Raw genomic sequence first — 24,185 nt, forward strand, 5'->3', positions numbered from 1 at the left:
CCGTTCTAAGGAACGGGCATTTTTGTAGATAACTATGATTGAAATTCAGCGTCGACCAGCTGGAGATACCTCTGGCTTTTCATCCCAACTACCGCCGCTACTCCAGCGTATCTATGCCCATCGAGGCATCCAATCAGAACAAGAGCTTGAGCGCAGTGCTAAGGGCTTGCTTTCTTATCAAGCATTACACGGTATTGATGATGCGATTGCGTTGCTACTGGAAGCGTTAACCGCACAACAGCGCATTATTGTTGTTGGCGACTTTGATGCTGATGGCGCAACAAGTTCGGCACTGTCTGTCTTGGCGTTGCGTCAACTTGGCTCAAACAATGTTGATTATCTGGTGCCTAACCGCTTTGAAGATGGCTACGGATTAAGCCCGGAGGTCGTTGAGCAAGCCATCGCCAAAGGGGCGGAAGTCATCATGACGGTAGATAACGGCGTCTCGTCGTTGTCGGGTGTGGCGGCGGCTAAGGCCCATGGCTTAAAAGTCCTGATTACTGATCACCATTTGCCGGGCGAGTCTCTGCCGGATGCCGATGCCATTGTGAATCCAAATTTACATGAGTGTGATTTCCCCTCAAAAGCCTTATGTGGTGTAGGGGTCGCGTTCTATTTAATGTTGGCGTTGCGAGCTGAATTGCGACAGCGCAATTGGTTTAAAGAGCAGGGCATTGCAGAGCCTAACTTAGCGAATTTACTTGACCTTGTTGCGCTCGGCACGGTGGCCGATGTTGTGGCATTAGATGGCAATAATCGCATTCTTGTTCACCAAGGTTTGCAGCGTATTCGTGCAGGCCAGTGTCGTCCTGGTATTCAAGCATTGATTGAAGTGGCTAACCGCGATCAAAGTCGCTTGGTTACCAGTGATTTGGGGTTTGCATTGGGGCCTCGCATTAACGCCGCAGGTCGCCTTGAGGATATGAGTCACGGTGTTGAACTCTTGATGTGCGAGGAAATTAATCTTGCCCGACAGTTAGCGTCTGAACTGGATGGACTCAACCAAACCCGCAAAGAGATCGAGCAGGGGATGAAAGAAGAAGCGGTGGCTATTTGCGAGCGTCTTCAGCTTGGAGAAGAAATGCCCTGTGGGATCGTGCTGCATCAAAGCGACTGGCACCAAGGTGTCATCGGTATTCTCGCCTCGAGAATCAAAGATCAATATCACCGTCCAGTGATTGCCTTTGCTGATGGTGGCGACGGGTTGATCAAGGGCTCGTGTCGTTCAATCCCGGGTCTACACATGCGGGATATTCTTGATCTTATTGATACCCAAAATCCCGGTATGATCTTGAAGTTTGGTGGGCATGCCATGGCGGCAGGATTGACGATTCCACGTGACAAGCTTCATGCTTTCAGCGCTGCGTTTGATAGTGCGGTCCGACAGGAAGTGGATGAAGCCTCGCTCCGTGGGGTGATACTCAGTGATGGCGAGTTAGCGGGTCATGAGCTGACATTGCAGACTGCAGAAATGTTGCGTCAAGCGGGCCCTTGGGGGCAAGCGTTTCCTGAACCGATCTTTGATGGTGAGTTCCGTGTGTTACAGCAGCGTCTTGTGGGCGGCAAGCATTTGAAACTGATGTTAGAGCCTTTGAGTCAAGGTGGCGCAGGACAGATGATTGATGCGATCGCCTTCAATGTTGATTTACGTCGTTGGCCCGATGCATCGGTTACCCGCATCCAGCTGGCTTATCGCTTAGATATCAATATCTTCCGTGGAAACGAAAGTGTGCAGCTGATGGTAGAGCACATTGAACCTTGCTAAGTAGCGTGTCGGCAGACCCTGAGTTCGGGGTCTGTATCACGCTTTATCGCATTCAACGCTGTATTCCTTCGAAAAATAGTGTAAGAAAAAATCGCCTTTCTCCCCCTTCAACGCTGTATATTCCAGCGACAATTCGCTAGAATCTCGCCACTGTGTCCATTTCGGCTGTGATGAGTGGCAATGTTCGAAATTAATCCTATTAAAAACCGCCTTGAGGACGTGCTACAACGCACTGAAGTCCTGAGGGGGTACCTTTGACTATGAGACGAAGAAAGAGCGTCTTGAAGAAGTAAACGCAGAACTTGAACAACCTGATGTGTGGAATGAGCCAGAACGTGCTCAGGCATTGGGTAAAGAGCGTGCGTCGTTAGAAGCTGTTGTTGATACCATTGACACTTTGGTGGCGGGTGTTGACGATGTGGAAGGGCTGCTTGAGTTAGCGATTGAAGCTGAAGATCAAGAGACGTTTGATGAGATCGAGCCTGAGTTGCAAGATCTTGAAGCGAAGCTTGAGAAGCTGGAATTCCGCCGCATGTTCTCCGGCGATCACGATAGTTCTGATTGTTATATCGATCTGCAAGCAGGATCGGGTGGTACGGAAGCACAAGACTGGACGTCTATGTTGCTGCGTATGTACTTACGTTGGGCGGAAGCCAAAGGCTTTAAAACCGAAGTGATCGAAGTGTCCGAAGGTGAAGTTGCTGGCTTGAAGTCGGCAACTGTTCGCATCGCAGGTGAATACGCTTATGGCTGGTTGCGTACTGAAACCGGTGTCCACCGTCTAGTGCGTAAATCACCTTTTGATTCTGGTGGTCGCCGCCATACTTCATTTGCGTCTGCCTTCATCTACCCTGAAGTTGACGACAATATCGCGATTGATATCAATCCATCTGATCTACGCATTGACGTATACCGTGCCTCTGGCGCGGGTGGTCAGCACGTTAACACCACAGAATCTGCGGTACGTATTACGCACTTACCGACCAACACGGTTGTGCAGTGTCAGAATGACCGTTCTCAGCATAAGAACAAAGATCAAGCGATGAAGCAGTTGAAAGCAAAACTGTTTGAACTTGAGATGCAGAAGCAAAATGCGGAGAAACAGGCGAACGAAGATGCCAAGTCTGATATTGGCTGGGGTAGCCAGATTCGTTCATACGTACTGGATGACTCTCGCATTAAAGATTTGCGCACCGGTGTTGAAAACCGCAATACACAAGCCGTCCTTGACGGTGATTTAGATCGTTTCATCGAAGCCAGCCTTAAGTCTGGGCTGTAATCCATTAAGGGTAAGCAATGACTGAACAGTTACAAGACGAAAATAAACTGATTGCCGAACGTCGCGCGAAGTTAGATAAAATTCGCGAAACCTGTAAGGCGAACGGCCACCCTAATGATTTCCGTCGCGATTCACTCGCGGCCGATCTTCAAGTGGCATTCGGTGAAAAGAGTAAAGAAGCGCTTGAGCAAGACAACAATATCGTTGCTATTGCGGGTCGTATCATGGCTAAACGTGGTCCATTCCTGTCGATTGCTGACGTGTCTGGCCGCATTCAAGCCTATGCAGCGAAAGATGTGCAAAAAGTGCTGAAAGAGCAGTACAACGGCCTCGATATTGGTGACATCATCGGTGTGAAAGGTGCGCTTCATAAGTCGGGCAAAGGCGATCTGTACGTCAACATGGAAGAGTATGTACTGCTGACAAAAGCACTACGTCCGCTTCCTGAGAAGTTCCATGGCCTGACTGACCAAGAGCAGCGCTACCGTCAACGTTACGTTGATTTGATCGTCAACGAAGATTCGCGTCAAGCATTCAAGATCCGTTCTAAAGTCGTGAGTGCTATCCGCAACTACATGATCCAAAAAGATTTCATGGAAGTTGAAACACCAATGATGCATGTGATCCCTGGTGGTGCAACTGCGCGTCCGTTTATCACGCATCACAACGCGTTAGATATCGATATGTATCTTCGTGTTGCGCCAGAGCTTTATTTGAAGCGCTTGGTTGTGGGTGGCTTCGAACGTGTCTTCGAAATCAACCGTAACTTCCGTAACGAAGGTTTGTCGCCTCGCCATAATCCAGAATTCACTATGATGGAATTCTACATGGCGTATGCTGACTACCGCGATCTTATGAATCTTACGGAAGACATGCTTTCGGGTATCGCGAAAGAGGTATTGGGGAGTTTCGATATGCCTTACGGTGACGAAACAATCAGCTTTGAAGGCCCATACCCTCGTTTGAGCATGCTAGACGCGTTGAAGAAGTACAATCCTGATCATGCAGACATTCAAGCGCTGACTTACGAGAAAGTGCAAGATCGTGAGCATATGGCGGCGATTGCTAAGTCGGTGGGTGTGCACGTCGAGAAGTTCATGACCTGTGGTCAACTACTTGAAGAGGCATTTGGTGAAACGGCTGAACCACAATTGCTACAGCCAACTTTTATCACTGAGTATCCAGCGGATATCTCGCCATTGGCACGCCGTAATGATGAAAACCCGTTCATTACTGATCGTTTTGAGTTCTTTATCGGTGGGCGTGAAGTGGGTAACGGTTTCTCTGAGCTGAATGACGCCCAAGATCAAGATGAGCGCTTTAAAGCGCAGGTTGATGCGAAAGATGCGGGTGATGATGAGGCAATGTACTACGATGCTGACTACATTACTGCACTTGAGCACGGCTTGCCGCCAACAGCGGGTATGGGTATCGGTATCGACCGTCTTGTGATGCTATTTACCAACACACATACCATTCGCGATGTGGTGCTATTCCCTGCGATGCGTCCTCAAGCAAAATAGTTCTTGCTGATGCTCATTGTAAACCACCCTCCATGAGGGTGGTTTTTTTATGCCAAATTTTCTTCTGTTTTTCGTTGGACAGCCTCTTGGCGACACTTCGCTTTCATTGATCTCGCTTGTGATCTTTAGCACAAAAAGAGTGGTTTATTGAAAGCGATATATCCTTTTAACTTCTATTTTAATGACAGAACTGTTTGGTTTTTGTTCTACCAGTCAACTAAAAATGGAAATATCTGCTGAAAATAAGCAGCTTGTATCGTCACTGTAAACGAACTGTTAGTGACTCCCTTCACGTTGTTGAACATTATTTATGCGCGTAGAAAATTCTAATTTCGATGATGATCGTGACTTTTCAATGTCCTTTATCTGCGTTTTTGCCACATTTCGATACACTTGCTCGATAATCTAGCTGATTGTGTTAGTGATAACGACCTTTCTCAGATGTTTCATCTATGTAAAATGCCAACATCTGTCGCCAATGTAGTGATAGATATTAATAACTTTGCAATAAATGGCATAACATCTGGAGAAATTATGTCCAAGTCTTTGTCTGGAAAAATCTTTACCGGTCTGTTCTTAGGTTTGATCTTAGGGACAGCAATTCAATACCTGTTTAGTGGCGTAGCCATCATGGATACCTATCTGCTTGGTTTAGCAGAAGGGGTCGGCGGCATGTTTGTTTCTTTGATCAAACTCCTTGTTGTCCCGCTCGTCTTCGTATCTATCGTGTGCGGTATCGTTGAACTAAAAGATGTCACAGCGTTTGGTCGATTGGGTGGAAAAACTTTTGCACTCTACATTATTAATACCCTTATCGCGATTACAGCTGCATTGACTCTCGGCGCTATTTTCCAACCTGGCGCAGGGGCGAACTTAGCTGGTTCAGTATCAGAAGCGGTGAAACTGACAACAACTGAAACGCCTGATATTTTTTCTCTGATTGTGAATATTGTGCCGAGTAACCCGGTGCAGGCATTTGCAAGTGGTGACATGCTGCAAATCATCTTTATGGCGATTTTGACTGGTCTTGCGATTCAAGCGCTTGATCAACGTGGTGGCCCTGCCATTCGTACCTTCAAAATGACCAATGAAGTGATGATGAAATTGGTTGGCCTCGTCATGAGCCTTGCGCCATACGGTGTATTCGCCTTGATGGTGCAACTAGGTGCGACTTTGGACGCCAATACGCTGGCTTCTGTGGCTGGTTATGTTGTCTTGGTTATCTCTGTACTTGTGTTCTGGATTTTCTTCTTCTACCCAGCGGCAGTTGCTTTGACCACAGGGATGAAGCCGTCAGAGTTCTTGCGTAAGACCCGTGAGCAAGTGCTGTTCTCACTGTCGACGGCTAGCTCAAATGCGACCATTCCAGTTACCATGCGCACCTTGACGGACAAAATCGGCGTCTCTAAATCTGTCGCGGGCTTTGGTGTACCTCTAGGTGCAACCATGAACATGTCCGGTGTTTCTATCTATATCGCATTGGCGACCATCTTTGTTGCCAATGCCTTCGGTACGCCAATTAACACGGCAGACTACTTCACGCTAGGCCTGACTATTTTGCTTCTGTCTATTGGTGCGGGTGGTGTACCAGGTGGTGGTGTTGTTATGGTCGGTGTACTGATTCACCAACTGGGGCTACCAGCAGAAGGCTTAGCGATTGTCGCTGCTGTTGACCGTATCTGTGATATGTTCTGTACCAGTTCAAATGTCGTCGGCGATACCGCAGTGAACACCATTGTTGCGAAAAGCGAGAACGAGCTAGACACAGAACAAATGGCGCAGGCTGAAGCAACAAGCAACGCCTAGTCAAAGATAGATTCTTGTATGAGAGCACCGCCTAGCGCGGTGCTTTTTTATGGGAAGCGCTGAGCCATCTGATTCGTTATAGAATGAGGGTGTGCAGTTTGTGAAGTATTGTTAAACACATCAAAAACAATATCTTACAAACTGTACTGTCTCGTTTTGTGCTTGTCAGTGAGTACGAGTTTTCTTCTACTATCTTCGGCTTTTGTTGCCGTAATTATCTATATTATCTGGTTATAACTCATAACATTAGAGCTTCATTGTTTTGTTTAACAATGCACCAATAAGTGCTTGATATCTGCACACCAAACATTAACAATACAAGTGAAATTTTCAACGGATTCATAGCCAACACGGAGGCGATAAAATGTTTATTATCAATGCATTAGATCATGTCGTCTTTAGTGGTGAACGTACCGCTGCACCCCGCGTGCAGTCTGATACTGCTACCTCCTGATCCGTTGCTCGTTAGCCGCGGATTTCATCTGCGGCGCTGCAATAAAAATACCTCGCTAAAGATGATCTCCGCACCAAAAACTAAACCGGAGAATCATGATGACTCAATCCCTATACATTAAACTTGCTGTACTTTTTATTCGCTTAGACATCTATCGTGAAGAACGAGAGTGGCGTGCTGCCCATCGACGAGTGAAGATCGACTATCCGCATCTTAATGCGCATTTGTTGCGAGACATTGGCGCCGATCCAGATGGTCGAATTGCTTACAATGCGCCGCCAAAACAGCGTGCGACAAAAACGGTTCGTCATCTCAGACGATACTTAAGCTCTAGACGAATAACGTAATCATCACCCCCTTCTCTGCGGAGGAGGGGGAAGATGAATTTTATTTAATGTGTTGCTGTTAACCGCCTCGCAATGCAATCTTTCCGTCCCTATTAGGATCTCGCTATCAATGCAGATAACACCCAATAGGCACGTTTATGAAATCACTTCTCACTACTTTCCTCTTACTATTTATCGGCTTCCCTTGCCTTGCTAACGAAAGTACGTTTCGTTTCGGTACGCCGAGTGATGTCGGGTTATCCCATGACTCTTTTCAGCAACTCGACGACGCGTTAGATAAAGAGTCCCATCGGTTGCATGCGTTGTTGGTGGTTAAGGATGGCGTCTTGGCTTATGAACGTTATTTTGATGACGAATTTACCATGGTGGGCTACGAGCAATACCAATATGTAAACCATGATGCCCAACAGCCACATCTGCTGTTCTCATCGACAAAGTCTGTCATGTCGATATTGGCTGGTGTCGCTTTACAACAAGGTTTTATCGATTCGACTGAAAAGCCTATTGTAGAGTTGCTGCCAGAGTACGCAGGGTTGATGCAAGGCAGTGCGAAAAGCATGACCTTGCAACATGCCCTCGATATGGCGATAGGGATTGATTTTGATGAGTGGCAAGCTGTTGAGAACGGGGCTTCCCGTTTGCAAGCCGGTCACCCTTGGTATGACTTTTCGCACATAGCGGAAAAGGATCGGATGGCGTTTATTTTTAATCGGGGGATGCGTTATGCGCCTGGAGAGACGTTTCAATATAGTGGCGCGGCGGTGGAGCTAACAGCCAAAAGCATTGAAGCGGCAACTAAGATGCGATTAGATGCATTTGCGTCGCAATACTTGTTTAATCCTTTGGGCATCACAACGAATACTTGGTTGCAACGCGCGGGTGGTGGTATTGCTTACGATTGGGGATTGAGTCTAACAGCACGTGATTTTGCGAAATTAGGCCAGCTCTATCTTAATCAAGGGGAGTGGAATGGCGCGCAACTGGTTGATAAGCAGTGGATTGAGGAGAGTTATGACGCCGCGTTTCTAAATGTCTCTTCTGGCATGAGCTACAGCCGGTATTGGTACCATCCTTTCTTCCGCCTTCGTCCTGAGTCTATCTTCCAGCGTGTTTTTGCTGACCCCGTGTGGATACCTGCTTTGATGTCTCATGGTTACGGGAATCAGATTCTGTTCATTTTTCCTGAACAAGAGATGATCGTGGTGATGTTTGCGGGGGAATGGTTGCATAAACCGAATTTAACTTGGCATTCACCCCTTAAAATTCAAAAGATTATGGCTGCGCCATTCAAGTTAGTGGCTGACTATATTCTTCCTGCGGCATTGGGTAAAGAGATAGAGTTTGTCTCAAAAAACCAGAAATAAAAATGGGCTCTCTAAGAGCCCACTTCTCAGTTTTGCTTTCGTGCGATTATGGGCAAGGATTTGAATATTGCGTGCCAACGGCGAGTAAATCCTCCATCACTTCGTCACTCAACTTGAGATCAATACTGTTGATGTTGGCTTCAAGCTGCTGCAGGTTGGTCGCACCAATAATGTTACTGGCCACAAAAGGACGTTGGTTAACAAAAGCCAGTGCCATCGTCGCAGGGTCAAGGCCATGTTTGTGCGCCACATCCACGTAAGCCTGTGTCGCAGCGACACCTTGGTCGGTAAAATATCGGCTGAAGCGTTCGAAAAGCGTACAACGTGCGTCTTTAGGCTTGGCGCCGTTCAAGTATTTGCCGCTCAAAGTACCAAACGCGAGTGGAGAGTAGGCGAGTAACTCGACCCCTTCATGGTGACTCACTTCTGACAAACCGACTTCAAAACTGCGGTTCAGCAGGCTATAGGGGTTTTGGATAGTGACCGGACGAGGTAAGGCATGCTTTTCTGCAAGTCGGAGGTAGCTCATTACACCCCATGGTGTTTCGTTTGAAAGGCCGATGTAACGGATCTTGCCCGCTCGCACTAGATCGGCAAGTGCTTCTAGGGTATCAAGTATGGTGACGCCCTGATTCTCCTCCGGGTAGGGGTAGTTGAGGGTACCAAAAGTATTGGTCTGACGTTGAGGCCAGTGGACTTGATAGAGATCGAGATAATCGGTTTGCAATCGTTCTAAGCTTGCTTCGACAGCATCATGAATGTTGCGATGATCGAGAGACATATTGTCACGAATATGAGGGACGCCTCTTGGACCTGCGACTTTACTCGCTAGGATCACCTTGTCGCGTTTACCACTCTTTTGTAACCAAGAGCCAATATAGCGCTCTGTTGCACCTTGTGTCTCTGCCTTGGGTGGCACTGGATACATTTCTGCGGTATCGATGAAGTTGACGCCACGCTCTAAAGCGAAGTCGAGTTGGCTATGGGCCTCAGCTTCTGTGTTTTGCTCACCAAAGGTCATTGTACCTAGGCAGATACGGCTAACTTCTAGTGTTGAATGCGGTATTTTGCGGTATTCCATAACACCTCCATGGACACTTCCTGTTCAATGACTATAACTGAGGGGGTAAAGCGTGCCTAGATTTTTTTAATGATAACTCTCTGAGGAATGGTTGAAATTCGACGCGAGTGGATAGCTTGTTTTAGGACAGACTGTTCAAATCTCGGTTGCTGAGCAAGACCATAAAGCGGGAGGTTGACGTTGCTCGCCAGCGCGGCGTTTCTTGATTGGTTAAGGTGCAGCTTCGGTTGAGGTTTAGGGTAAAACGCGCGCTAGGATCATCGCGATGATCGCCCTATCTCATGGGAGGTCGGTGGGTACGTTTTGGCGTTGAGGAGACGATTCAGTGTATGAAGTGTCGGCTTAAGATGTCAGCGGTGAACTGCGTTTTAAGGTAAAAGCCACGTGGACGAGTTTGAATAATCTGCCCCTCTTTGCCATAAGCATCGGTGAGGGCTTTGCCATTGGCGGCTTTTGGTCGAAGTTGTAACACTTCTCCATCTCTCGCGGTAATGTTTTCGACGTCACCAAGGACAATTTTGTCGATAAGCTCTTCCCAATCACGCCTTAGCGCTAACTCTTCGGCCGCTGAAGGGCTCCAAAGCAAAGGGCTTCCCACTCGGCGGTCACTAATGGCAATTTCACGTTCGCCCTCTACGGGGATCCAAAGCACACGTGCTAACTTGTGTTTTAGGTGGCACTGTTGCCATGTGATCCCTTGCAGGCCGACCAAAGGCGCTACACAGACAAAGGTCGTCTCTAATGGCTTTCCTAGATGGCTAATCGGTATTGTCTTCAGTTCAATGCCAAGTTGTTCAAAGTCGGGTACGGGTCGGCTTCCTGCTTCAGCACCGAGATGCCATTCGAGTAATTGTCCGACCCAGCCTTTATCGCGGCGTAGGTTTTGTGGACATTGAAGACCTGCCTCTGCAGCAAGTTCACCCAAAGTGAGCCCTGCGAGTTGCCAAGCACGTTGAAGAAGTTCGTTTTCACTTTGTGGGGGAAGGGGCTGCTGCATAGTATCCTCGTTTGAATCGCGTATTGTAATCATTCTTGCGATGATCCCCAAGTGCAGTATGGTGTCGGCTGCGTCGTGAGTATGAGCAAAGTGCGTATACGCACAAAAAAGATCACTGATTGATCTTTGTTCAAGCACAGGCTATTTGGTAGTCACACACAAGGTTATCCACAAGCGAGATGGCAGTAAATAATCAAAAAGGTGATCTTGGTTGGATATACAGGGGTTTGCTGCTTTAATAGTCAGCTCAAAATCGCAATTTAGAGAAGATCAGATTTCTGGATGTGGATAAAACCCTATGTGGTGGATCTTTGAGCGATCAGCTGGTGGTGTTTTTTTGATCTTTTTTTTGCTGAGGATCTTTTGTGCATTGGTGGTTTAATTTGTTGTTTTTAAAAGATTAATATTTCGTGGTTAGATCGGGTTATTATCGGTGTATTGACGAAAAATAAGGCAAAAAGCAGTTTTTAGGTTGTTCTTCACAAAGTTATTCACAGAAAGCGTGAATAAATGTGGCGTATGTCTCATTTGAGTGTTTATAAGTCAGTTTTGTGGGGGTAAATGCACATTAACAGCACTGAACGCGATAAAAAGTGGCAGATCGTGAGAATGAAGGTTTACCCACAACCCCTTTCTGTGAAAAAATCAAAGCATTAAAAAATTTTGATTGAGGTCGTCCAGTGATAGATGGCGATGGTTACCGTCCTAACGTAGGGATTGTAATATGTAACAGCCATGGTCAGGTGTTCTGGGCTCGACGATATGGACAACATTCTTGGCAGTTTCCTCAAGGTGGTATTGATGAAGGCGAAACCCCTGAGCAAGCGATGTACCGAGAGCTGTATGAGGAAGTCGGTCTTACTAAAAAAGACGTGAAAATTTTGGCGACAAGCCGTCATTGGCTACGCTATAAATTACCAAAACGTCTGGTGCGGTGGGATTCGAAACCCGTTTGTATCGGGCAAAAACAGAAATGGTTTTTGCTCAGCTTAGAATGCGATGAATCAAAGGTGAACATGCAGCGCAGCAGTACCCCTGAGTTTGATGGGTGGCGCTGGGTTAGTTACTGGTATCCGGTAAGGCAAGTTGTCTCTTTTAAGCGGGATGTTTATCGTCGTGCATTGAAGGAATTTAGCGCAACAGCAATGCCATTCAGGGAGCGCAAAGGACGTCGCAAACGGCGATAACTGATTGCGAGGAATTGAGGCGATGCGATGTTACAACAGCTCCGCGACATAGTAGAACAGGTTGCTGGTACAGCGAGCTTGCCAATGGCATTGGAGATGTTGGTTAGCTCGACATGTCGTGCGATGAAAACCGAAGTCTGCTCTGTGTACATCACGGATGAGCGCAGCCAGTGTTACCATCTTATGGCGACTAAGGGGCTAAATAAATCGCATCGTGCCGTGTCCCTAGCATTTGGCGAGGGGCTGGTGGGTTATGTGGGCCAACGCGCTGAGCCTATTAACGTCGCAGATGCCAGCCAACATAAACATTTCAAACATCTTCCCGGTATTGGCGAAGAGTCTTTTCAATCATTCCTCGGTACGCCGATTATCCATCGTCGGCAAGTGTTAGGCGTGTTAGTTGTTCAGCAGCGAGAGCAGCGACAGTTTGATGAGTCTGAAGAATCCTTCCTTGTCACGCTCGCAGCGCAATTGGCTGTCGCGTTAGCGCACGCTAAAGCCCAAGGTGTATGGCTAGAGAATAATGAGACGCTCAAACTGCAAGCGGTGCCGTCCTCAAGCGGTGTCGCAGTAGCAAATGGGTTTTGGGATGATGATCAGCCCCAGCTTGAAAAGGTGTTGCCAACATCAAGTTTGGATGCAGATCAAGAGCTAGATCGTCTTTATCTCGCCATGGAGCAAGCAAGCAACGAGTTTCGCCGTCTTCGCAAACGCTTCGATAACGATTTAAAAAAAGAAACCTTAGCCATTTTCGACCTATTCAGTCATTTACTGAACGATCCCATGCTACGTCGTGATTTAGAAGCGAAGATTAATGCTAAGGCACAGGCTGAATGGGCGGTAAGGCAAGTGGTGGAAGCCTACTCTCAGCGCTTCGCCCAAATGACAGACAGTTATCTCAAAGAGCGTGCGCAAGATATTCGCGAATTAGGGCAACGCTTACTCTATTACTTGAACAATGATGCGCAGCCACAGTTTGAGTGGCCAGAAGTGCGGGTGTTATTCACGCGCGAGCTGACTGCTGCGACTTTGGCGGCGATACCGCGTGAGAAATTGGCTGGCGTGGTTTCAATGGAAGGGGCGTCTAACTCTCATGCTGCCATTTTATTGCGTGCGTTAGGTATCCCAGCCGTTATGGGGGCTGAGTTCGAACCTAAACTCGTGCACGGTAAGTTGGTGGTTGTGGATGGGTATCGAGGCGATGTGTTGGTCGCGCCTAGCCCAGCAGTGGCTGACGAATATCGGCAGCTTGCCCGTGAGGAAGAAGAACTTACCGCAACGGTTGAGAAAGAGCTCAGTCGACCTTGTGAAACGCAAGACGGTTATCCCATCGAGGTGAATCTCAATGCTGGATTAAGTGCGGATTCGACGATTTCCATTAACCACGGGGTCGATGGTGTTGGGTTATATCGTACCGAGGTGCCTTTTTTACTCCAGCGCAGCTTTCCTTCTGAAGAAGATCAGCTTCACCAATATCGAGAGATCTTAAGTGCCTATCAGGGCAAACGTGTCGTGATGCGTACGTTAGATGTCGGTGGCGATAAGCCATTACCTTATTTGAGCATTGAGGAAGACAACCCCTTCTTAGGGTGGCGTGGCATTCGCTTTACCTTGGATCACCCAGATATCTTTCTAATCCAAATTCGGGCTATGCTGCGCGCCAGTATCGACTTGGGCAACATGGATATCTTGTTGCCGATGATATCCGGTATCGCTGAGTTAGATGACGCGCTAACGCTTATCAACCAAGCTTATGTCGAAGTCGCGAAGCAAGCGGTGCTCGAATCCCGCCAGTTGGTTCGCCCGCGTATTGGTGTGATGATTGAAGTGCCATCCATGCTCTATCAGCTGCATCATTTACGTGGCCGGGTTGATTTTCTTTCAGTGGGAAGTAATGACTTAACCCAGTATCTTCTTGCCGTCGATCGTAATAACGTCCGAGTTGCTTCCCTTTATGATGCGCTTCATCCTTCGGTCATTGCCGCATTGGATGTGATTCTGGCACAAGGTCAGCAATATAACTTGCCAGTCTGTATTTGCGGCGAGTTAGCGGGTGATCCTTTGGGAGCGATGCTGTTGGTTGGGATGGGCTACGATGCGCTGAGTATGAACAACCGCAACGTTGCCAAAATCAAATATATTCTTCGCAAAACGGATCACAGCACGTTGGTCGCAATGGCAGATGCTTGTCGTCAGGCCGTAACGGCAGAGGCGATTCGTGACATCCTCACCGCCTACATTGAAGAACTCGAGCTGGGTGGGTTTATCCGCGCTGGTAAATAACGAAATCATGATAGTTGAACTGTTCTCTGAGCCAGCGTTGCTGGTTTTCTTGTTTTGTCTCTTTCTAGGTGCAATTATTGGCGTCCTTGCTGGTCTTTTAGGCATAGGTGGAGGATTGCTCGTTGTACCTGCACTTTGCATTTTGTTACCTGAGGTTGGGGTCGCCACTGAGGTGGTAATGCCGCTGGCCTTAGGGACATCGTTAGCCAGTATTGTACTGACATCGAGCGCGGCGGCACGAAATCACCTCAAAGCGGGCAATGTCGATTTACAAGCCGTGAAGTTGTTATTGCCAGGGATGTTGGTGGGCGGTTTGCTGGGTAGTACCCTCGCGGATTGGATTCCAACGGAACTTTTGCCTAAAGTCTTTGCCTTTATAGTACTCTTTCTCGCCCTGCAGATGATGCTCACAGTGCGTGTTGAGGCGACTCGTCCTTTGCCAGGATGGGGAGGCGGTTTTGCTGCAGGCAGTGTGATAGGGACAATATCTACGTTAGCGGGTATTGGCGGTGGCTCTTTGACTGTGCCTTATCTCAATCGACACAGTACCGAAATGCGCCTCGCAATAGGCTGCTCAGCAACAACTGGTGCTGCGATTGCGATCGCAGGCATGTTGGGCTTCATTGGCCATGGTGTGGGCAGTGAAGGATTACCCGATTACAGTTTGGGCTATGTTTATTTACCTGCTTGGGCAGGGATTGTCATGACATCCACGTTTACGTCACGTTTCGGGGTTAAACTGGTGTCGCGTTGGCCAACTCAGCGATTAAAACGCTTCTTTGCCTTGTTTTTGCTGGTGGTCAGCATTCGAATGTTTTTAGGATGAACAATAAATGACACAAAGTTATCTAACGTTTCCGCAGATTGATCCTGTATTGATAAAGCTTGGACCATTAGCGGTAAATTGGTATGGATTGATGTATCTGTTTGGTTTTCTGTTTGCGATGTGGCTAGCCAATCGTCGAGCGGATAAGCCTAACAGTGGTTGGACGCGTGATCAGGTCAGTGATTTGCTCTTTGCGGGTTTTCTCGGTGTTGTTGTTGGTGGCCGATTTGGCTACGTATTCTTCTACAATTTCGACCTCTTCTTAGACAATCCTTTTTATCTCTTCGAGGTTTGGAAAGGTGGTATGTCTTTCCATGGCGGTCTATTGGGTGTGATTGCAGCGATGGGGTGGTATGGTCGCAAGCATGGCCGAACTTTCTTTTCAGTGGCGGACTTTATCGCGCCACTTGTCCCGATGGGGTTGGCGTTAGGGCGCTTGGGTAACTTTATCAATGGTGAGCTTTGGGGCCGCGTTGCTGATGTACCATGGGCAATGGTATTCCCAACGGGTGGAGCGCTACCGCGCCATCCTTCGCAGTTGTATCAAATGGCACTGGAAGGGATTGCACTGTTCCTCATTCTCAACTGGTTCATTCGCAAGCCTCGCCCTGCTGGCGCCGTGTCTGGTCTGTTCTTGTTCGGGTATGGTTCATTCCGGTTTATCGTTGAGTATTTCCGCGAACCGGATGCGCATATTGGATTGATTGGTGGCTTTATAAGTATGGGGCAAATCCTATCCTTGCCGATGGTGTTGGGTGGCTTGGTGATGATGGTATGGGCCTATAAGTGCAACCAGAAACCTCAGCAAGCTTAAACAGCGACACCGCTCTACATCGGTGAAAAGACGCGGTATGATACCGCGTCTTTTTCATTTTTGGGGTAGCTGTAGTCATGAGACAGTATTTAGATCTCTGTCAACGTATTGTTGACGAAGGTGAGTGGGTAGAGAACAAGCGCACAGGTAAGCGCTGTTTAACAGTAATTAACCATACACTGACTTATGATGTAGAGAATAACCAGTTTCCATTGATTACGACCCGAAAGAGCTTTTGGAAGGCGGCTATCGCTGAGCTACTCGGCTACCTGCGTGGTTATGATAATGCGGCACAGTTCCGCGCGATAGGGTGTAACACGTGGAATGCTAACGCTAATGATAACCCAGCATGGCTGAACAACCCTCACCGTAAAGGCGAGGATGACATGGGGCGCGTCTATGGTGTGCAAGGCCGTCGTTGGCAAAAACCGGATGGTTCCACTATCGATCAACTGCGTAAGGTTGTCGAAAACTTAGAAAAAGGAATGGATGATCGGGGCGAGATTCTGACCTTCTATAATCCAGGTGAGTTTGACATGGGCTGCTTACGCCCGTGTATGCACACCCATACGTTCTCATTGCTTGGCGATAAGCTGTATCTCACCAGCTATCAGCGTTCTTGTGATGTACCGCTTGGCCTTAACTTTAACCAAGTACAAGTATTTACGTTGCTTGCTTTAATGGCGCAGATAACGGGTTTAAAAGCGGGTAAGGCTTATCACCAAATCGTGAATGCGCATATCTATGAAGATCAGCTCGAGTTGATGCGTGATGTACAGCTCAAGCGTGAACCTTTCCCATCACCTCAGTTGAAAATAAATCCTGAGATTAAATCACTGGATGACTTAGAAACCTGGGTGACGTTGGATGACTTTGAAGTGGTCGGTTATCAGCATCACGAAGCGATTAAATACCCTTTTTCGGTCTAGTCTGACGGTAAATATGTATGAGTGATAAAAAACGCCTCACAGCGATGTGAGGCGTTTTTTTATGTATTCGAGGTGAGTGCTGTCGTTGCTTCTCAAAATCAACTGAGACTGGGTTTGAGCCAACCCCTGAGACTTATTGTGTTATTGAAGCGTTCGAAAGGTGCGTCCGGTCGATAGACAAAAAAAGCGCCTTATCAAGTGATAAGGCGCAAAACCATCTGTCTTATTTTTTATAATCTTTTTGATTACATGGTGATTGCGAGGATGATACCTGGCAATGCAATGAAGACGGCGACGAGATAAGCCAGTACTGCCATCTTGCTCTTCGCAGCGAGATCGCCCAGTAGGAATGCGCCTTTCACTGGTAGCTCGCGTAGGAACGGAATCGAGAAGATGAATACCGTTGCCATAACATTGAATGATAAGTGTACCAGTGCAATTTGCAGTGCGAACACAGCAAACTCACCTGTTACTGCTGTCGCAGCAAGAAGGGCTGTGATACACGTACCGATGTTTGCACCGAGTGTGAACGGATACACATCACGTACTTTTAAGACACCTGTACCGACCAGTGGCACCATCAAGCTTGTCGTGGTTGATGATGATTGAACCAAAACGGTAACGACACTGCCTGATGCGATACCATGTAGCGGACCGCGACCGATAGCCGCTTTTAAGATGTCACGCGCACGGCCAACCATCAACTTACGCATCAGTTTACCCATCATGCTAATCGCGATCATGATGATAGCAATACCCAAAGCGATCATAACGATACCGCCAGTAGTGCTTGGGAACATTTTGCCGAGAGACTTAAAGACGTCGACAGCAGGCGCTGTAAGCGGTTTCACGAAGTTGAAGCTATTTGCAGCACTCATGTCACCCGCTGCCATCATAGGAGAGACGAGCCACTCAGAGATTTTGTCGAGAAGGCCAAACATGATCTCAAGCGGAAGGAAGATAAAGACGGCGAGTAGGTTGAACACGTCGTGAATGGTTGCAGAAGCGAACGCACGACGGAACTCTTCCTTACAACGCGCGTGGCCTAGGCTCACGAGCGTGTTAGTTGTAGTTGTACCGATATTGGCACCCATCACCATAGGGATGGCCGTCTCAACAGGTAAACCACCTGCCACAAGACCAACAGTAATAGAGGTAACAGTACTAGAAGATTGCGTTAGTGCCGTTGCGATGAGACCAATCATTAGGCCCGCGATAGGATGTGACGCAAATTCAAATAGGGTTTTTGCCTGATCGCCGACCGCCATTTTGAAGCCGCCACTGACCACAGACACTGCTACCAGCAGTAAGTACAGCATTACACCGAGTTGCAGCCAGCGTAGGGTGTTTTTACCACTTTCTTGCGGTGCTGCTGTGGTTGCTTGAGTACTCATAAGTATTCTCTCCATGACAGGGTTGTCTGTCATATTTGTGTCAAAGAATTGAAATCTGAGGCGGATGTTAGAGATCGAATATTTCAGTAATATGACACTTTTCTTTCTGACGAATAAATCTTCGACTTGTTTCCCACCTTATGACGTAAAGCTCAATGAACAAATAGTCACTTTGCAACGTCGCAAACGTTTGCCAAGTCTCTGAGCTGACACACTTCTCTTCACCTGCCTTTCTTGCAGAGTCTGATACATAGAACTATAACTATTTGATTAGCATGGATTGAAAAGTAGTGACTCAGCGTAGCTGGAATCTTATTTTTCGGAAATACCGAGTAATAGAGTGGGAAGAAACGATTTTTTTCAAAGTGTGTCTGCGCGGTAATATTTAGCAACACCTTGTTTCATTGTGTTGCAAGTCGTGTTGATAGGAGAAGCGGACTATGTCCGATACATTAAAAAAATTTCTAAAAATGGAATCCGCGGGTGGCATTGTGCTCATCGCCGCTGCCGCTGTAGCAATGTTTATCGCGAACTCAGGACTCGGTGACATATACCGTCATGCCTTACATACTTATGTTTTCAATCTTTCCATCGAGCACTGGATTAATGATGGCCTGATGGCCATTTTCTTTTTACTCATCGGCCTAGAAGTTAAGCGTGAACTGATTGAAGGTGCGCTAAACAGCACGGAGAAGGCAATTTTTCCTGCTATTGCGGCGTTTGGCGGCATGGTTGCCCCAGCCGCGGTGTACTCAATCTTTAACTACCAAGATCCGGTCGCGATTGAAGGCTGGGCTATCCCTGCTGCCACTGATATCGCTTTTGCGTTAGGCGTAATGGCGCTATTGGGGAAACGGGTGCCAGTGAGCTTGAAAGTCTTCTTATTGGCATTGGCTATCATTGATGATCTCGGTGTCATCATTATTATTGCGCTGTTTTATAGTAGTGACCTGTCTGTGCTTGCGCTGACGGTTGCGTTTGTATCAACCGGACTCCTCTTTATACTGAGCGCAAAGAACGTCACTCAGTTGCGGTGGTACTTACTTGTTGGCTTTATCTTATGGGTAAGTGTCTTACAGTCCGGTGTGCATGCCACTCTCGCGGGTGTTGTCCTCGGATTCGCGATTCCGTTAGAGGGTAAACCTGGCGAAAAATCGCCGTTGAAGATCGTCGAGCACAAGCTCCATTATTGGGTTGCCTTCCTGATCTTGCCTCTATTTGCATTTGCTAATGCGGGCATATCACTAGAAGGGGTATCTGTGGATGGGCTGCTTGATACCTTACCGCTAGGTATTGCGTTGGGGCTGTTCCTTGGTAAACCTATCGGGATCTATCTGGCCTCTTGGTTAGCGATCAAATTTAAGGTGGCGAGGCTTCCCGAGGGCATAAACTTGAAGCAGATATTTGCGGTGTCAGTGTTGTGTGGTATCGGCTTCACTATGTCGATATTTATCTCCTCGCTGGCATTTAGCGATGTGTCGGCTGAGTTTATTACTTATTCGCGTTTAGGGATTCTAATCGGTTCGAGTGCCGCCGCCATTGTGGGTTATTTCCTACTTTGGCAGTCGTTACCCAAGCCTGCAACAACGCGTGGTTAAGCGCAATACGTGCTTAAATGACTGCTTCATACCTTTAGGATGACATAAAATCGCACCGCAGTATTAGCATATGCTGATACTGCGGTGTTTTTTATGCTAAAGTGCCTAAATGCTAGCGAACTTTAGCCTTGTTCTTGCGGAGCAGGGCAGCGGAGTCGATCTAAAATTATGTCTCACCTGAATTACAATCACCTTTATTACTTTTGGATGGTCTGCAAAAAAGGCTCAGTGAGCCGTGCCGCAGAATCCCTATTTGTTGCTCCTCAAACAGTGACCGGACAAATAAAGGTATTGGAGCAACGTTTTAACGGCAAGTTGCTGAAACGGGCCGGAAGAAATGTTGAGCCGACCGAATTAGGCCAGTTGGTGTACAAATATAGCGACAAGATGTTTGGCTTAAGTTATGAAATGTTGGATATTATCAACTATAGCCAGCGTGAGAATACCTTGTTTGAAGTCGGTGTCGCGGATGCGCTTTCTAAGCGAATTGTCAGTCGTATTCTCGGGGTGGGTATGCCCCATGATGCGCGCATTCATTTGCGTTGTTGTGAGTCGACACACGAGTTGCTACTTGAGCAGCTATCTCAGCATAAACTCGATATGATCCTGTCTGATTGTCCGATAGGTTCGGCGCAAGACTCAGGGGTTTATAGTAAAAAACTCGGCGGTTCAAAAATGAGTCTCTTTAGCTCGAAACGTATTCGAGTCGAGAGCTTTCCTGAATGCCTTGAGCAACATGATGTGTTGATTCCCGCATCGCAGTCCTCTATGGGGCGTCAACTAATCCAGTGGTTTGAACAGCAGGGGTTACAACCGAACATCATAGGCGAGTTTGATGATGTGGCGTTGATGAAAGCCTTTGCGATTGAGCACCAAGCGATGTTTGTTGCACCAAGCTTATATGCGAGTGAGTTTCGCCGTAGTGATGAAATGCGAGAAGTGGCGCAGATAGAAGAACTGACGGAAGAGTATTACGTGATCTTTGCTGAGCGGATGATTCAACATCCAGCGGTTAAACGGATTTGCGAAGCGGATTTTAGCAATTTGTTTGAGAGTTAAGGCAGGCAATTGATCAGTAAATGAAGAGAAGAGTAGATCAGAGAGGTAGAGAATGGACTTGAAGCAAATGCAAAAAAATGCGCCTCAGGCTGTTACCTTGCTGAAAGCGATGGCAAATGAACGTAGGCTGTTTATCTTATGCTATTTACTAGAGCAGGAGCTGTCTGTCGGCCAATTATGTGAGAAGCTCAAGTTGAGTCAATCTGCGTTATCACAGCATCTCGCTTGGCTTCGACGTGATGAGTTAGTCGCGACGCGCAAAGAGTCTCAAACGGTCTTTTATTCGCTTAAAAGTGTGGAAGTAAGAGAGATGATGCAGTTATTGCAAAAGCTCTACTGCTAGTGAGTGTGTGAGACGAAGGCTCACCAAATTCAGCGTAAAAAAAAACCGGCTTATGCCGGTTTTTTTCGCAAAAAGTACACTAAGTAATAAATTACAGAGCGTTGATTTTTGCAGAAAGACGCGCTTTATGACGAGCAGCTTTGTTCTTGTGAACTAGGCCTTTAGTCGCAGCACGGTCTAGAACTGGTTGCATCTCAGCGAAAGCTTGAGTTGCAGCAGCTTTGTCGCCAGCTTCGATAGCAGCGAATACTTTTTTCATGAAGGTGCGCATCATAGAACGACGGCTAGCGTTGTGCTGGCGACGTTTTTCAGAAGTGATAGCACGCTTCTTAGCAGATTTGATGTTTGCCAAGGGTCTAACTCCAACATGGTGACATTTTAAGGCGGTGGACTATGCCTTTATAACCCCAAAATGTCAACTAAAATTGTGCAAAATACCGCCTAACCAAGTTTGCTTGGCATGAGCGGAAGAACACGGTTAATATGGCGACATATTCTAACAGCATTCAGACCCACACGTCACCACTTCGGGTCATTTTTACGAGGTTTTTTTTGTGAGTAAGCGTTTATTGCGCTCTGGGGTCATTGTTAGCGCTATGACTTTAGTTTCGCGGGTACTGGGATTGGTCCGCGATATTGTTGTAGCGAACTTGATGGGGGCAGGTGCAACCGCGGATGTCTTCTTCTTTGCCAATAAAATTCCTAACTTCTTACGCCGCCTTTTTGCTGAAGGGGCTTTTTCTCAAGCCTTTGTGCCTGTGCTGACCGAGTATCATGCCAGTGGAGATATTGATAAGACGCGCCATTTAATCGCTAAAGCTTCGGGTACTTTAGGTGTCATTGTGTCGATTGTGACCTTACTGGGGGTCCTCGGTTCAGGAGTCATTACCGCGTTATTTGGTTTTGGTTGGTTTTTAGACTGGATCAATGGTGGCCCATCAGCGGACAAATTTGAGCTGGCGAGCTTTCTGTTAAAAATTACTTTTCCGTATCTCTGGTTTATTACTTTTGTTGCATTGTCTGGCGCGATTCTCAATACACTAGGGCAGTTTGCTGTTTCGTCATTCACGCCAGTCTTTTTAAACATTGCGATTATCTCTGCCGCGACCTTTATTTCGCCAAACTTGGCCCAACCTGAAGTGGGTTTGGCGATCGGGGTGTTTTTAGGCGGTTTAAGCCAATTTTTGTTTCAGATACCGTTTTTGATCAAACAAGGTCTGCTTGTGAAGCCACAGTGGGGGTGGAATGATCCTGGGGTGGTGAAAATTCGCACACTGATGATCCCGGCAATGTTTGGTGTCTCCGTCAGTCAGATTAATTTGTTGTTTGATACTTTTATCGCGAGTTTTCTCGCCTCAGGGTCCATCAGTTGGCTTTACTACTCAGACCGTTTATTAGAGTTCCCTCTGGGGCTGTTTGGTATCGCGATTGCAACGGTTATCTTGCCTGTGTTGTCGCGTAAGCATGTTGATGCTGAGTCGAGCCAGTTTGCTTCCACCATGGATTGGGGTGTGCGGATGGTCTTGTTGCTCGGTGTGCCAGCGATGGTCGGATTGATGGTGCTAGCAAAACCGATGCTTATGGTGTTGTTTATGCGCGGTGAGTTTGGGGTGAGTGATGTAAACCAAGCCTCGCTCTCGCTACTGGCGTATGCGTCTGGTCTGCTCAATTTTATGTTGATTAAAGTGCTGGCACCGGGTTATTACGCCCGTCAAGATACGAAAACGCCCGTCAAGTTCGGCATCATTGCGATGGCGTCGAACATGGTGTTCAATGCGATCTTCGCGTACTTTTATGGTTATGTCGGTCTTGCGATGGCGACGGCATTGTCAGCGCTCGTGAATGCGAGCCTGCTTTATCAAGGACTTCATCGCCAAGGTGTATACCGAGTAAGTCGTCAGACGCTGCTGTTTGCCTTGCGCCTTGTTGTTGCTGTCGCGGTAATGGGCGCTGTGATCGTCTATATGATGCCTGCCTTTGAGGCTTGGTTGGCGATGGGACTTGCTATTCGTATTGCTTGGCTTGGCGGTTTGATCGCAATGGGAGCCTTGAGTTATCTGCTAATTTTGGTGATTTTGGGGCTTAGAGTGCATCATCTCCGCTCAGAGGGCTGAATGATGGCATTGACTAGGTTATAATCCGTCGGTTCTGGTAGTGATCACTTTCAACGGGCTTATGGAACTTATTCGAGGCATTCACAATTTACGTCCATCTCATCGCGGGTGCGTGTTGACGATTGGTAATTTTGACGGTGTGCATCTTGGCCATCAGCAAGTGTTATCGAAGTTGAAAGATAAAGCGTCGGCGTTAGGGCTACCCGCTGTGGTGATGAGCTTTGAACCGCAACCTCAAGAAGTCTTTCGAGGTGAACAAGCCCCTGCAAGGCTGACCCGTTTTCGCGATAAGTACTTACAACTGAGTGGGCAACAAATTGATCGTCAGCTTTGTGTTAACTTCAATCAGCATTTTGCCGCGATGGAAGCGGCGTGCTTTATTGACGATTTGTTAGTTAACAAGCTAGATGTGAAATACTTAGTTGTCGGTGATGATTTTTGCTTTGGGCGTGGTCGGCATGGTAACTTTGCCATGCTTCAACAAGCAGGTAAAAAGTACGGTTTTGAAGTCGTCAGTACCGCAAGCTTTTGTGTCGAAGAACAGCGCGTCAGTAGCACTGCGATTCGAGAAGCGCTAGCCAATGATGCGCTTGAGCGTGCAGCGGCATTGCTCGGTCGTCCATACAGTTTGACCGGACGCGTCTCGCACGGCCGAAAGCTAGGCCGCACAATTGGTTTTCCCACGGCGAATGTGCCTTTGAAGCGGCGCGTTTCTCCCGTCCACGGCGTTTATGCTGTTGAGGTGAATATCGCGGGAAGCAACACCCGTTACTCTGGGGTTGCAAATATTGGTAATCGCCCTACGGTCAATGGGGTGCGCCAACAACTGGAAGTACATCTATTTGATTTCCAACAAGACCTATATGGTCAACAAATTGAGGTCGTGTTGCGGTTAAAGCTGCGCGACGAAATAAAGTTTGCTTCTTTCGAGGAGCTAAAAGCGCAAATAGAGCGTGATGCTCAGCAAGCCCGGCAATGGCTTGCTGACAATAAGTAATGTCAATTAACGGAATTGAGAATCA

At 47.4% G+C, this 24,185-nt stretch carries 20 protein-coding genes; 16 read left to right on the plus strand and 4 right to left on the minus strand.

Annotated features, from left to right (window positions below):
• The first annotated feature begins 34 nt into the window (after positions 1-34).
• From recJ to TSUB_RS02495, 6 genes are all read left to right on the plus strand, one after another.
• Positions 35-1,765 (plus strand): single-stranded-DNA-specific exonuclease RecJ, encoded by a 1,731-nt coding sequence (gene recJ, locus TSUB_RS02470; protein WP_087016352.1) that lies wholly within the window; start codon positions 35-37, stop codon positions 1,763-1,765.
• A gap of 180 nt (positions 1,766-1,945) precedes the next feature.
• Positions 1,946-3,044 (plus strand): peptide chain release factor 2 gene (gene prfB, locus TSUB_RS02475; protein WP_107924940.1). Its coding sequence is split into 2 segments (ribosomal slippage): positions 1,946-2,020 and positions 2,022-3,044, totalling 1,098 coding nucleotides; the frame shifts between segments, so codons are not numbered across the junction.
• Positions 3,045-3,061: 17 nt separating this feature from the next.
• Positions 3,062-4,567 (plus strand): lysine--tRNA ligase, encoded by a 1,506-nt coding sequence (lysS, locus tag TSUB_RS02480; protein WP_087016353.1) that lies wholly within the window; start codon positions 3,062-3,064, stop codon positions 4,565-4,567.
• A 534-nt stretch (positions 4,568-5,101) separates the two neighbouring features.
• On the plus strand, positions 5,102-6,373 hold the full coding sequence (locus TSUB_RS02485) for a dicarboxylate/amino acid:cation symporter (protein ID WP_087016354.1): 1,272 nt from the start codon (positions 5,102-5,104) through the stop codon (positions 6,371-6,373).
• A 549-nt stretch (positions 6,374-6,922) separates the two neighbouring features.
• Positions 6,923-7,174, plus strand: a complete 252-nt coding sequence (locus TSUB_RS02490; RefSeq protein WP_246616390.1) for a hypothetical protein — start codon at positions 6,923-6,925, stop codon at positions 7,172-7,174.
• Positions 7,175-7,311: 137 nt separating this feature from the next.
• Positions 7,312-8,538, plus strand: coding sequence for a serine hydrolase domain-containing protein (locus TSUB_RS02495; protein WP_087016356.1), 1,227 nt, complete (start codon positions 7,312-7,314; stop codon positions 8,536-8,538).
• Positions 8,539-8,584: 46 nt separating this feature from the next.
• Here TSUB_RS02495 and TSUB_RS02500 read toward each other — a convergent pair whose 3' ends face one another.
• A complete protein-coding gene (locus tag TSUB_RS02500) occupies positions 8,585-9,619 on the minus strand; it encodes an NADP(H)-dependent aldo-keto reductase (RefSeq protein WP_087016357.1) in 1,035 nt (344 codons plus the stop codon).
• A gap of 322 nt (positions 9,620-9,941) precedes the next feature.
• Positions 9,942-10,616 (minus strand): DNA mismatch repair endonuclease MutH, encoded by a 675-nt coding sequence (mutH, locus tag TSUB_RS02505; protein ID WP_087016358.1) that lies wholly within the window; start codon positions 10,614-10,616, stop codon positions 9,942-9,944.
• A gap of 680 nt (positions 10,617-11,296) precedes the next feature.
• Between mutH and rppH the strand changes: the two genes are divergently transcribed.
• From rppH to TSUB_RS02530, 5 genes are all read left to right on the plus strand, one after another.
• Positions 11,297-11,803: an RNA pyrophosphohydrolase gene (gene rppH, locus TSUB_RS02510; RefSeq protein ID WP_087016359.1), complete on the plus strand. Its 507-nt coding sequence runs from the start codon at positions 11,297-11,299 to the stop codon at positions 11,801-11,803.
• A gap of 27 nt (positions 11,804-11,830) precedes the next feature.
• The gene (ptsP, locus tag TSUB_RS02515) at positions 11,831-14,086 is read left to right on the plus strand and encodes a phosphoenolpyruvate--protein phosphotransferase (RefSeq protein ID WP_087016360.1); all 2,256 of its coding nucleotides are present in this window, start codon (positions 11,831-11,833) and stop codon (positions 14,084-14,086) included.
• A gap of 7 nt (positions 14,087-14,093) precedes the next feature.
• Positions 14,094-14,912 (plus strand): sulfite exporter TauE/SafE family protein, encoded by an 819-nt coding sequence (locus tag TSUB_RS02520; RefSeq protein WP_087016361.1) that lies wholly within the window; start codon positions 14,094-14,096, stop codon positions 14,910-14,912.
• Positions 14,913-14,919: 7 nt separating this feature from the next.
• Positions 14,920-15,726, plus strand: a complete 807-nt coding sequence (gene lgt, locus TSUB_RS02525; protein ID WP_087016362.1) for a prolipoprotein diacylglyceryl transferase — start codon at positions 14,920-14,922, stop codon at positions 15,724-15,726.
• A 77-nt stretch (positions 15,727-15,803) separates the two neighbouring features.
• A complete protein-coding gene (locus tag TSUB_RS02530) occupies positions 15,804-16,655 on the plus strand; it encodes a thymidylate synthase (RefSeq protein WP_087016363.1) in 852 nt (283 codons plus the stop codon).
• A gap of 245 nt (positions 16,656-16,900) precedes the next feature.
• On the opposite strand, the gene TSUB_RS02535 is transcribed toward TSUB_RS02530, so the two are convergent.
• Positions 16,901-18,049: a Na/Pi symporter gene (locus TSUB_RS02535; protein WP_087016364.1), complete on the minus strand. Its 1,149-nt coding sequence runs from the start codon at positions 18,047-18,049 to the stop codon at positions 16,901-16,903.
• 440 nt (positions 18,050-18,489) lie between these two features.
• On the opposite strand from TSUB_RS02535, the gene nhaA reads away from it, so the two are divergent.
• From nhaA to TSUB_RS02550, 3 genes are all read left to right on the plus strand, one after another.
• Positions 18,490-19,647: a Na+/H+ antiporter NhaA gene (gene nhaA, locus TSUB_RS02540; RefSeq protein WP_087016365.1), complete on the plus strand. Its 1,158-nt coding sequence runs from the start codon at positions 18,490-18,492 to the stop codon at positions 19,645-19,647.
• Positions 19,648-19,815: 168 nt separating this feature from the next.
• The gene (gene nhaR / locus TSUB_RS02545; RefSeq protein ID WP_087016366.1) at positions 19,816-20,706 is read left to right on the plus strand and encodes a transcriptional activator NhaR; all 891 of its coding nucleotides are present in this window, start codon (positions 19,816-19,818) and stop codon (positions 20,704-20,706) included.
• A gap of 52 nt (positions 20,707-20,758) precedes the next feature.
• The gene (locus TSUB_RS02550; protein ID WP_087016367.1) at positions 20,759-21,049 is read left to right on the plus strand and encodes an ArsR/SmtB family transcription factor; all 291 of its coding nucleotides are present in this window, start codon (positions 20,759-20,761) and stop codon (positions 21,047-21,049) included.
• Positions 21,050-21,140: 91 nt separating this feature from the next.
• Here the strand turns inward: TSUB_RS02550 and rpsT are convergent, their stop codons facing one another.
• Complete coding sequence (rpsT, locus tag TSUB_RS02555; RefSeq protein WP_087016368.1) at positions 21,141-21,401, minus strand: 30S ribosomal protein S20; 261 nt, start codon at positions 21,399-21,401, stop codon at positions 21,141-21,143.
• Between the two features lie 202 nt (positions 21,402-21,603).
• Here rpsT and murJ point away from each other — a divergent pair, with 202 nt between their 5' ends.
• Positions 21,604-23,163, plus strand: coding sequence for a murein biosynthesis integral membrane protein MurJ (murJ, locus tag TSUB_RS02560; RefSeq protein ID WP_087016369.1), 1,560 nt, complete (start codon positions 21,604-21,606; stop codon positions 23,161-23,163).
• Positions 23,164-23,224: 61 nt separating this feature from the next.
• Complete coding sequence (gene ribF / locus TSUB_RS02565) at positions 23,225-24,160, plus strand: bifunctional riboflavin kinase/FAD synthetase (protein WP_087016370.1); 936 nt, start codon at positions 23,225-23,227, stop codon at positions 24,158-24,160.
• Positions 24,161-24,185: the final 25 nt, after the last annotated feature.

The sequence above is a fragment of the Thaumasiovibrio subtropicus genome (assembly GCF_019703835.1).
GTDB classification, from domain to species: domain Bacteria; phylum Pseudomonadota; class Gammaproteobacteria; order Enterobacterales; family Vibrionaceae; genus Thaumasiovibrio; species Thaumasiovibrio subtropicus.

What these genes read in the sequence shown, in the direction of transcription:
- TSUB_RS02485 (WP_087016354.1), top strand. Translation starts at nt 5,102, where the DNA reads ATGTCCAAGTCTTTGTCTGGAAAAATCTTTACCGGTCTGTTCTTAGGT.
- TSUB_RS02490 (WP_246616390.1), top strand. Translation starts at nt 6,923, where the DNA reads ATGATGACTCAATCCCTATACATTAAACTTGCTGTACTTTTTATTCGC.
- TSUB_RS02500 (WP_087016357.1), bottom strand. Translation starts at nt 9,619, where the DNA reads ATGGAATACCGCAAAATACCGCATTCAACACTAGAAGTTAGCCGTATC.
- recJ (WP_087016352.1), top strand. Translation starts at nt 35, where the DNA reads ATGATTGAAATTCAGCGTCGACCAGCTGGAGATACCTCTGGCTTTTCA.
- lgt (WP_087016362.1), top strand. Translation starts at nt 14,920, where the DNA reads ATGACACAAAGTTATCTAACGTTTCCGCAGATTGATCCTGTATTGATA.
- mutH (WP_087016358.1), bottom strand. Translation starts at nt 10,616, where the DNA reads ATGCAGCAGCCCCTTCCCCCACAAAGTGAAAACGAACTTCTTCAACGT.
- TSUB_RS02495 (WP_087016356.1), top strand. Translation starts at nt 7,312, where the DNA reads ATGAAATCACTTCTCACTACTTTCCTCTTACTATTTATCGGCTTCCCT.
- TSUB_RS02550 (WP_087016367.1), top strand. Translation starts at nt 20,759, where the DNA reads ATGGACTTGAAGCAAATGCAAAAAAATGCGCCTCAGGCTGTTACCTTG.
- nhaR (WP_087016366.1), top strand. Translation starts at nt 19,816, where the DNA reads ATGTCTCACCTGAATTACAATCACCTTTATTACTTTTGGATGGTCTGC.
- TSUB_RS02530 (WP_087016363.1), top strand. Translation starts at nt 15,804, where the DNA reads ATGAGACAGTATTTAGATCTCTGTCAACGTATTGTTGACGAAGGTGAG.
- lysS (WP_087016353.1), top strand. Translation starts at nt 3,062, where the DNA reads ATGACTGAACAGTTACAAGACGAAAATAAACTGATTGCCGAACGTCGC.
- TSUB_RS02535 (WP_087016364.1), bottom strand. Translation starts at nt 18,049, where the DNA reads ATGAGTACTCAAGCAACCACAGCAGCACCGCAAGAAAGTGGTAAAAAC.
- ptsP (WP_087016360.1), top strand. Translation starts at nt 11,831, where the DNA reads ATGTTACAACAGCTCCGCGACATAGTAGAACAGGTTGCTGGTACAGCG.
- ribF (WP_087016370.1), top strand. Translation starts at nt 23,225, where the DNA reads ATGGAACTTATTCGAGGCATTCACAATTTACGTCCATCTCATCGCGGG.
- nhaA (WP_087016365.1), top strand. Translation starts at nt 18,490, where the DNA reads ATGTCCGATACATTAAAAAAATTTCTAAAAATGGAATCCGCGGGTGGC.
- TSUB_RS02520 (WP_087016361.1), top strand. Translation starts at nt 14,094, where the DNA reads ATGATAGTTGAACTGTTCTCTGAGCCAGCGTTGCTGGTTTTCTTGTTT.